Annotated in this window: 7 protein-coding genes; 4 read left to right on the top strand and 3 right to left on the bottom strand. The window is 43.0% G+C overall.

The window, feature by feature from the left end:
• The first annotated feature begins 251 nt into the window (after positions 1-251).
• The 3 genes from RID53_RS36135 to RID53_RS36125 all read left to right on the top strand — a co-directional run bounded on the left by RID53_RS36135 (position 252) and on the right by RID53_RS36125 (position 4,150).
• Positions 252-812, top strand: coding sequence for a Uma2 family endonuclease (locus RID53_RS36135; protein ID WP_446392682.1), 561 nt, complete (start codon positions 252-254; stop codon positions 810-812).
• 312 nt (positions 813-1,124) lie between these two features.
• Positions 1,125-2,393, top strand: coding sequence for a GTP cyclohydrolase II (locus RID53_RS36130; RefSeq protein ID WP_446392681.1), 1,269 nt, complete (start codon positions 1,125-1,127; stop codon positions 2,391-2,393).
• A 446-nt stretch (positions 2,394-2,839) separates the two neighbouring features.
• Positions 2,840-4,150, top strand: a complete 1,311-nt coding sequence (locus RID53_RS36125; RefSeq protein ID WP_446392680.1) for a URC4/urg3 family protein — start codon at positions 2,840-2,842, stop codon at positions 4,148-4,150.
• Positions 4,151-4,270: 120 nt separating this feature from the next.
• Here RID53_RS36125 and RID53_RS36120 read toward each other — a convergent pair whose 3' ends face one another.
• The 3 genes from RID53_RS36120 to RID53_RS36110 all read right to left on the bottom strand — a co-directional run bounded on the left by RID53_RS36120 (position 4,271) and on the right by RID53_RS36110 (position 7,202).
• Positions 4,271-6,013: a DUF262 domain-containing protein gene (locus RID53_RS36120; RefSeq protein WP_446392679.1), complete on the bottom strand. Its 1,743-nt coding sequence runs from the start codon at positions 6,011-6,013 to the stop codon at positions 4,271-4,273.
• Between the two features lie 325 nt (positions 6,014-6,338).
• Positions 6,339-6,689 (bottom strand): hypothetical protein, encoded by a 351-nt coding sequence (locus RID53_RS36115; protein WP_446392678.1) that lies wholly within the window; start codon positions 6,687-6,689, stop codon positions 6,339-6,341.
• A gap of 45 nt (positions 6,690-6,734) precedes the next feature.
• Complete coding sequence (locus RID53_RS36110) at positions 6,735-7,202, bottom strand: hypothetical protein (protein WP_446392677.1); 468 nt, start codon at positions 7,200-7,202, stop codon at positions 6,735-6,737.
• A gap of 193 nt (positions 7,203-7,395) precedes the next feature.
• Here RID53_RS36110 and RID53_RS36105 point away from each other — a divergent pair, with 193 nt between their 5' ends.
• Positions 7,396-7,791, top strand: a complete 396-nt coding sequence (locus tag RID53_RS36105) for a hypothetical protein (protein WP_446392676.1) — start codon at positions 7,396-7,398, stop codon at positions 7,789-7,791.
• Positions 7,792-7,991 lie beyond the last annotated feature (200 nt).

The raw sequence follows: 7,991 nt of genomic DNA, 5'->3' as shown, positions 1-7,991 counted from the left end.
CTATTGCCTATTGCCTATTGCCTATTGCCTATTGCCTATTGCCTATTGCCTATTGCCTATTGCCTATTGCCTATTGCCTATTGCCTATTGCCTATTGCCTATTGCCTATTGCCTATTGCCTATTGCCTATTGCCTAGCGCTACGCGCTATATCTAAATACCGAAGAGCGATTCCCCTGCACTCGCTAAGATATTGAAGCGATTAAACCGTCGATAACATTAACAATCTCATTGTCTTGAAGACGTTCAACCATGATTCAAGCCAAAAATAAATTAACACTGCCAGAATTTATGGCACTGCCAGAAACGGGTATTGCCCATGAACTCATTGACGGTCAAGCTGTCCCAAAAATGTCTCCTAAACTTTTCCATTCTCTGATACAATTCGCTCTAGTTAACTTGCTCAAAGAATGGCATCAAGATAGAGGCATTGCCTGTCAAGAATGGGCAGTTATTCTCAAGCGCCAGGGTAAAGCTTGGGTTCCTATCCCCGATGTACTCTATATTTCTTTTGAACGCTTAGGTGAAGATTGGTTGCAAGATCAAGCCTGTCCTACTGCACCCGAACTGGCAGTGGAAATCATCTCACCCGGACAATCGTTTGGGGATTTAACAGAAAAAGCAGTCGATTACCTGCAAGCAGGAGTATTAAGAGTATGGATTGTTGATATTCACGCTAGGACAATTACGGTATTTTATCCCGATGCCCCACCTCAGACGAAACGAGGAGATGCAACATTAACGGATACCCTTTTAGAAGGACTGCAACTGACTCCTCAACAGGTTTTCCAACAAGCAGGACTCCCTGAATAACCCGCCATTTTTATTACCCTGCGGGTAATTTGACGGGCTGTGGGCTTTGTCTTCACTATTGCCCATTCCCTATTCCCTATTCCCCAGCGCGTAGCGCTATATCAGTGACTCGGAGCCCTATGCCCCAGTCACTGTGTTCCTCGTACCATAGCCTCTGAGCCATTCCGGTGTATTTTAAGAAAACATAACAGGGTGTTGACACTTAGCTCTATCAGGTTCACGCAGAACCCATTTCTACTTGCTATGATCAGAGCTTGCTTCAACTAAACGACTCATACGTCAATTTGAGGTGCATTCTACATAGGAGCCATTATGCAACTATCACAACCGTTGTCGAAGTCGAAACCAAAGCACATTGTTTTGACCTCTCATCCAGGGCGTTCCCGGGAACAACCCCCTCGCCTGCATTGGGGAGAAATCGACCCACTCAAGCGGGGACCCATTATTGGTACGGTGACAAACCTTGCCCATCGTAACGTGATTGGCACTCACTCTGGTTCCTATTCCGTCTATCGGGCATTAGCCGTTGCCAGTGGAGCGCTTCATCCCAATCACCGAGCGGATTTGACCAATACGGCTCCAGTGGTGGAGATTGGTCCCCATCCCAGTTGGGCTGACCCTAATCGCATTGTGTCTCTTGACCCCTTTGGGGGAATGGTGGGGGATGTTTACGCCGATCTCTATGAGCAAGGATACGACATTCGACCCACGATCGCAGTCACCCAAGCCCATGTCAATTTGCCGGAAATCCAAGAGGCGATTCAGAAAAATCGTTTATCAGTTGACGGTAAAATTGTCAAGCCTAACGGCAGTTTAGTGGTCACCAAAGTCGCCATTGACCCCGTGTGGTATCTGCCCGGAATCGCCCACCGACTCAACGTCGAGGAAGGAGAATTACGCCGCGCCCTCTTCCAGCAAACTGGGGGAATGTTCCCGGAACTGGTAACTCGCCCTGATTTACAGGTTTTCTTACCTCCGATTGGGGGGATTACCGCCTACTTAATCGGCGATGTGGACGCGATTACTGATCCCAATCGCCAACTTGCCGTGCGCGTTCATGATGAATGCAACGGTTCCGATGTGTTTGGTTCCGATATCTGCACTTGTCGTCCTTACCTGGTACACGGCTTAGAAGTTTGTGTGCAAACCGCACAAGCCGGAGGTGCAGGGGTTTTGGTTTACTTCCGCAAAGAAGGACGGGCATTAGGTGAAGTCACTAAATTCCTGGTTTATAATGCCCGTAAGCGACAAGAAGGCGGCGATAGCGCGGATGCCTATTTCAACCGCACTGAATGTGTGGCGGGTGCCCCCGATATGCGGTTCCAAGAACTGATGCCCGATGTACTACACTGGTTGGGAATTACTCGCATTGACAGTTTTGTATCCATGAGCGACATGAAATACAATGCGATCACCAGTTCTGGTATTGAGATTGTCAAACGCATCCCAATTCCTGACGATTTAATTCCCGAAGATGCCATGGTCGAAATTGCTGCCAAACAAGCGGCTGGTTATTACACGGAAACAACCGCACCCGATGCAGTAAAATTAGCGACGATTAAAGGGCGTAGTCTCCTGTGATAATTTTTGGTTCGTGATTGGAACTTGGGAAGTTCAGCAAAACCAATGACGAATGAAATGCCAAAAACAACAGATGATTGCAGATTTGATTTCAGGCAACTTCTTTGTTATTCTTGATCTAGTGACTTAGCTTCCTCATAAGTCAGCAGTGTTTCCTTAAATTCAGAACAGTAAGTGTGTCTAATCACAAGTAGAGTGTGTACTCCCGCACTGGCGTCTGTAGTAAACTATACCGACAGACAGTTATTCAGGGGTACACACTATAAAGTTGGAATTATGAATTATGAAAAAGTTTTGAGTATTGTGTAGGGGCGAGTTTCACTACGATCATTTATGACCTCACAATAAATATAACGGCTACCAACCCAAGCCCCAACGTAGAGACGTAGCATGCTACGTCTCTACATTCCCGTATTCCCTGTTCCCTGTTCCCTGAAAAATGACAAATGACAAATGACCAACAAACCATTGCATATCTAAGAACACCACAAGCGATTCGAGAACGGTGCGATCGCGTCTTGGATCTGGCTGAGGCAAACCAATTGCATTACTTCGGCTGCGATTTAACCCAGCTAGAGAACGTGGCAAGGTATGTGATTCAAGTCATGCAGGATGACTATCCTGATTTTAATATCCCATTCCACAGTCGCTGGCGGCATTTTGAAGTCGGAAATGTGCCACGCCTTGCTGAATTAGAAGAAAAATTAGCTGGACTCACTCCCCTACAAAAAGCCCAAACGAAATTTGATTTAGCTATTGTTAGTGTTTTATTAGATGCGGGGGCTGGTGCTGATTGGCAGTATGTTGAAGCCGAAACAGGACAAGTGTTTCGCCGTTCTGAAGGGTTAGCCGTTGCCAGTTTCCGCATGTTCTGTCAGGGTATGTTTTCGAGTAATCCAGAATATCCCTTACAAGCCGATACGAAAGGATTACAAAAGTTAACGGTTGAGCAGTTAGCCGCAGGATTTCAGGTGAGTTCAACGAATCCCCTTTTAGGTTTAGAGGGTAGGGTAAAACTCTTACAGCGCTTGGGAGAATCCCTACAGACTCATCCTAAATTGTTTGGTGATAAAAATCCCCGTCCGGGTAATTTGGTCAAGTATTTGCTGAGTCTTTCAAGCCATGAGGGAGAAGCGATAGACGGGAGTTTGATAGATAAGGTTATGGAAACAACCGATAACTTATATAAACCCAACCTTATCGGCAAGCTACCCGCTAAAGTCGTACTATCAGCAGTGTTGGAGGGGTTAGGTGAGATTTGGCCCGGACGACTGGCGATCGCGGGAGTAAATTTAGGCGATGTCTGGTATCATTCTGCCCTCTCCGGGGACAAGCCGAGTGATCACTATATCCCGTTTCACAAACTTTCCCAGTGGTTAACCTACTCACTCTTAGAACCCTTACAAGAATTAGGATTAGAGATTACTGGATTAGACGAACTCACCGGATTAGCCGAGTATCGCAATGGCGGTTTATGCCTCGATTTAGGACTGATTGTGGTGAAAGATCCGGCTATTTTGCAGCAGCGCCACTTACCGGGTTCTGAAGTAATTGTCGAATGGCGGGCGCTGACGGTAAGTTTGTTGGATCGAATTGCCGAAGCTATCCGAAAACAGTTAAACTTGACAGCAACTCAGTTGCCATTAGTTAAAGTTTTGCAAGGTGGGACTTGGACAGCCGGACGAAAGATTGCAGCACAATTAAGAGAAGGGGGAGTTCCGCCGATTCAGATTGAGAGTGATGGGACAGTTTTTTGAACCAAATAATCAGTCAGTGCGATCGCCTATCGCCGTAGGTTGGGTTGACGTAGGAAACCCAACATTCACTCCCTGTTCCCTTTGAAATAATTGAGGTATCCTATCTACAGGCAGAATAGCTTATCCTATCTTCCAAATATGATCATAACAATATTCAGCTAATTTAGATGTTCTAAATTGTATTTCTTTTTCACCCCAATGTATTTCTTTTTCACCCCAATCCTCGACTCCTTTGCCAGCAAATTCTCGCGTCATAGCAAACTTAGATTGATCATATATTTTTAGTTTGTCTGTTAATTTTTTATTGCCAGCTTTCTCATTTAACTCTGAACCTAATGGCAGCAAGTTACCAATACTACCTATATAATCTTTATTTCCTTCTGATTGAGATCGTATATGTTCTAAAGTAATACTATCTGGTTGAAACTCGCTCGTTGTCTGTTTGGATAATTCGATGTAACTAAAAATATACTGAATCAATTTTTTATGCTTAGTATAACCTTTAACAAACTTTAATTTTGAGAACTTATTTGTAAAAGTATCCTTACCTGGTAATCTTGAAGTTAATTGATTTTCCAATTCGCCTATTATTTTTTTTGCTGTATGTTTATCTTTAGCTTCAAACATTTGCCTAGCTGCTTTAGAATAACTTCCCTCAATCCCAGAAGGTCTCATAGAACACACAGCATTAAATAAAAAGTGAAATTTTTCAATGAAAGATATCATTTCTTTGAGTTCACTTAACTTGATCAATCCTCTTTCTTTAGCCCTGAAAATACTTAAAATGAAAGGTCTTTGCTGAATAACATTAAAAATTCTTAAAGCACTCAAAGATCGATATAGATCTTTTTCTTCCTGTTGTTTAAAATCTTCAACAACTGGAGAGGCTATCTTAATGTATAAGTTTGCATCGCTGATAATTTCGTCCAAAAAATTAATAGCTTCTAATTCTCCACTATTCCACTTATTTTTGAAGGATTTATAAACATTATTTGCACTTACATAGGCATAACGAGATATCCACCAGTGTCTAACGAATGTTTCTAAACTTCCTGTCCCCTCTCGTGAGACTATTGTTGTTCTTAGCTGTTTCCACTTCGTTTTCGCAGAATCATCAGGATGTTTGTGAGTGAGAGATTTAAAAACTTTGTTTTTTATAAGATCAACAAAGCTTAAATTCATTCCTCGTGCGTTGAGGGTTTCAAATATTGTGTATGCTTCATCTTCATCATTAACAGTGATAAAGATTACCTTCAAGTATTTTACAACTTGATCTCTAATAGCCTTCAATAATTTCTCATATTCTGCATCATCTTCTAAACCTCTAAAATTTTCTTTAAGATTTTCTATTGAAGTAGACAAATAAAGTTCATTATACGAACTTAAAAGGCACTTCTCTTCTTGAGAAGACGGATTATTCTCCTCTTTATTAATGTCCTGAATTGTGGTTTGGAAAAAAGGTTTAGGAGTTTCGTTTTGTAGTTTAAAATAATCCTCACCTTCATCATCTTTCCCAGCTATATAATTATCGTATATTGATTTTGCTATCTTATCCTTCTTGAGTTCTAAAAATCTTTGACAAAGAGCAGATAACAAAATAGTAATAGTTGTAAGTCGCTGCTGACCATCTACAATCTGTAATGATATAGATTTATCATCTCCCACAAGAACAAGTGAACCTATAAAATATTCTGTATGCTCTAAATCATTATCTTTGCTGGAAATATTGGAAATTATATCATTCCATAGTTCCAATACTTGTTCTTTTGTCCATGAATACTCTCGTTGAAATCGGGGGACAATGTACTTCTTTTTGACAGAAAATAAATCAGAAATTGTTCTTGTATACGCATGAAGTTCCATGAGTTTATTTTACCACACGGCATTAAAATTACGGGTATTGGATTACACCAAGCAAGACTCATACAGTATAGCACCTTCTAAGCTCTAGGTGCAATTGACGGCTATTACCTAACATACACTTCTGTCCAACATCAATGCAAAATAAGCGCGATCGCTCTTAAAGTCAAGTCTAATACTAAGTCGCGTTCTAATACCAAATCCGGGTTAGCTACCCCCGTTATAACCTAGTCCGCGCAGGCGGACTACCCTTCGGGAAGGCTTCGCATACATTTGTGTAGCAGCGATTTCAATCGCCTCATCAAAAGGGGGTGATTTCGCTACAAACCTACTCAATGAGCAGACATTTTTCCCAGATTATCTTGAGGAAAGGCAAGATGGAATCAGCGTATTGTTTGCGGTGCTTGGTCTGATCATATTTAATCGCATTCCACAAACTGTGTAATTGTTGATTAGTCGAACATTTTTGCAGGTGACAGACAATAGCATTTTTCCATTGTGCCATCTGACGATAGCTGATGAATTGTCCTCCTTTATCGAGACGATGGACAAAGATAACGTAAAGCCAGGATTCGACTTTTACGATGAGGGAAGCAGGAATATTTAAGAATTTGGCAACTTGATGCTTAGTGATGCGGAAGTTTTGGGCAGGTTTGATGCGGCGAAATAAGGCGGTCATGATCGCTTAATTCCTGGTTTAATCGTTTGTTTAATTAGTTGTGCCTTAAAGCTGTTCGTTGGGAACATCGAAAAAAACTTCAAATTCAGCATCTGGTAGAAAACGCTTGAGAAAGCGTCGGTAATCCTCTGCATCTTGGCGGTTGAAAAATCTCGCCACTGTATGCCGTCTGGCATCAGGTAGGAGTCGGACAATTGCCCAAGGGCGGGAGTTATTTTCCTGTTGTGAAGTGGGTTTGGGCAGAGTTTTCCTGGCTTCCCCTCTGATGGTGCTTAAGGTGCGTTCAATGAGTTGCCAAAGCTGTTCCCATTGTGGGCTGGTATCCTTGGGCATCAAATTCCATTCGTTGATGGGTGCTGGTAGCCATCTGAGCATGTAATCGTTTTGACCCGTTTTAGAAAGTTTCCAGGATAGGCGTCGAGTCTGTTTGCGGCAGACATAACCTTGTTGGCGCAAGATAGCACAGATGCTCTCGCCTTCGGATTGAAGGCGTAGCCAGTCGGAGTGTTTCATCGTCGAAAGCTGGATAAGGTTGTCACGGAAGAGCGATCCGCCCTGTGCGCCTTGTGAAATTGCAGCGCTCTGTTACGCGATCGCCTGAACTTGTTTGACCGACGTATGTAAAAATCGGTATTTTTATTTTATGTATGTAATAATCAAAAGTCAATATCCTATTTGTATATATGAGATAATGCACAGACAGGTTATGGCACATTCAAAAAAGTATGACGAGCAAGCGCGGCAGACCCAAGTCAGCCAGGGAAAACGCAAAAAACGTATCGCTGATGATTACGCCGAAGGGGTGGAAGCTTCTGCAATCTCAAGCGCAGCAATTGGGAATAACCAGGTCAGAACTGGTGGAGCGATTTGCCAGAGGAGAGATTCAGGAGAACCTTTCGCAGCTAGCCGAAGAACGATTTCTGGGGGAATCCTTCGCCAACTGATAGAGGAGAACGCGATTCAGTTGGCTCATTACCGATCAGAAGTGGAACGGCTGGAAAAAAGGCAGCGCCAGCTTGAAGAACTGTTTGACCAATTAAGGGTATCGACTGGAGAAAACATTGTTGATGAGGTCTTGTTTAGCGTAGATGAATGTAATTGACAATCACTCGTGGTAGATCGTTATATTTGGGGTAGTCGATGAGCGTCGGGTTAAGGGTTGAACCGCTGGTTTGGGAAACCCTCAATCAGCTAGCAGCCAGTCTGGGAATGACCCGCACGGAACTGATCACCCAACTATCCAGACGCCAAACTCCACCAGACTTACAAGTGTTTCAAAAGGCGAAATATCTGGGGGAATCC

The sequence above is a fragment of the Coleofasciculus sp. B1-GNL1-01 genome (assembly GCF_040220235.1).
Classification (GTDB): domain Bacteria; phylum Cyanobacteriota; class Cyanobacteriia; order Cyanobacteriales; family Coleofasciculaceae; genus Coleofasciculus.
This window is presented reverse-complemented; position numbering and strand designations above follow the sequence as displayed.

What these genes read in the sequence shown, in the direction of transcription:
- RID53_RS36115 (WP_446392678.1), bottom strand. Translation starts at nt 6,689, where the DNA reads ATGACCGCCTTATTTCGCCGCATCAAACCTGCCCAAAACTTCCGCATC.
- RID53_RS36135 (WP_446392682.1), top strand. Translation starts at nt 252, where the DNA reads ATGATTCAAGCCAAAAATAAATTAACACTGCCAGAATTTATGGCACTG.
- RID53_RS36125 (WP_446392680.1), top strand. Translation starts at nt 2,840, where the DNA reads ATGACAAATGACCAACAAACCATTGCATATCTAAGAACACCACAAGCG.
- RID53_RS36110 (WP_446392677.1), bottom strand. Translation starts at nt 7,202, where the DNA reads ATGAAACACTCCGACTGGCTACGCCTTCAATCCGAAGGCGAGAGCATC.
- RID53_RS36130 (WP_446392681.1), top strand. Translation starts at nt 1,125, where the DNA reads ATGCAACTATCACAACCGTTGTCGAAGTCGAAACCAAAGCACATTGTT.
- RID53_RS36120 (WP_446392679.1), bottom strand. Translation starts at nt 6,013, where the DNA reads ATGGAACTTCATGCGTATACAAGAACAATTTCTGATTTATTTTCTGTC.
- RID53_RS36105 (WP_446392676.1), top strand. Translation starts at nt 7,396, where the DNA reads ATGGCACATTCAAAAAAGTATGACGAGCAAGCGCGGCAGACCCAAGTC.